The organism is Bacillus sp. 220_BSPC, from assembly GCF_001054655.1.
In the GTDB taxonomy this organism is placed as follows: Bacteria; Bacillota; Bacilli; order Bacillales; family DSM-1321; genus Peribacillus; species Peribacillus frigoritolerans.
Genome location: NZ_JVPL01000076.1, coordinates 1 through 746 on the forward strand (window position 1 = coordinate 1; position 746 = coordinate 746).

A 746-nucleotide genomic window follows, 5' to 3' on the forward strand; every position below is an offset into this window, starting at 1 on the left:
TTATTTAAGTATGGCCTTTCACTAAAGTGTTTTCATACAAAAAAGCTGCCTTTTAGACAGCTCTAATCTTCAGCTAACGAACCTGTTAGTTCAAAACATATTCCATTCCATTTTGGGCAAAGTAACTGTAACTAAAACAAGGAGGTAGTTATGGTTAAGAAAACGATTTTTGCTATATGTACATTATTTCTTTTGAACATAGTCGCACCAACTCTAGAAACAAAAGCTTTAACCTTTGATAAATTGCCAACCAAACAAACATCAAAACAATGGTCGGTTCAAGTAGACAAAGCCGATCAAGGTAAGGGTTTAGTTAAACCTGAAAAGGGAAAATTTCATACTTACTCTTTAGAGGTTGATAACATTGGTAAGGATGTATTGTCTGCGGAAGTTCATATGTTTAGAAATGAACCTAACTCTACAACGAAGTTTTCACTTTTTAGTTGTCCTGATGAAAAGGAATGCAATAAAGAACACTTTGAAAGAGCGATTTCTTTAGCAGATCAATTGAATGATGGGTATCCTTATAGATTTAGCAATTTCCTTTTGGCTGAAAAAGCTACGGAATTCGAAGTGGAAATTATTTGGACTCAAAAGGGGATGGAAGGCAGACCTTTAAAAGAAACATTTACATTCACTGCTGAATAACAAAAAACAAAAAACAAAAAGGCCGAAATAATCGGTCTTTTTGTTGAACTAACGCACCCGTTAGTTCATTAAGAAAAGCGATTCTTATTAAAGAATCG

At 33.9% G+C, this 746-nt stretch carries 1 protein-coding gene; it reads left to right on the forward strand.

Annotation, left to right across the window (positions count from 1 at the left end; translation table 11 throughout):
* The first annotated feature begins 150 nt into the window (after positions 1–150).
* Positions 151–648, forward strand: a complete 498-nt coding sequence (locus ADA55_RS04365) for a hypothetical protein (protein ID WP_048679622.1) — start codon at positions 151–153, stop codon at positions 646–648.
* Positions 649–746 lie beyond the last annotated feature (98 nt).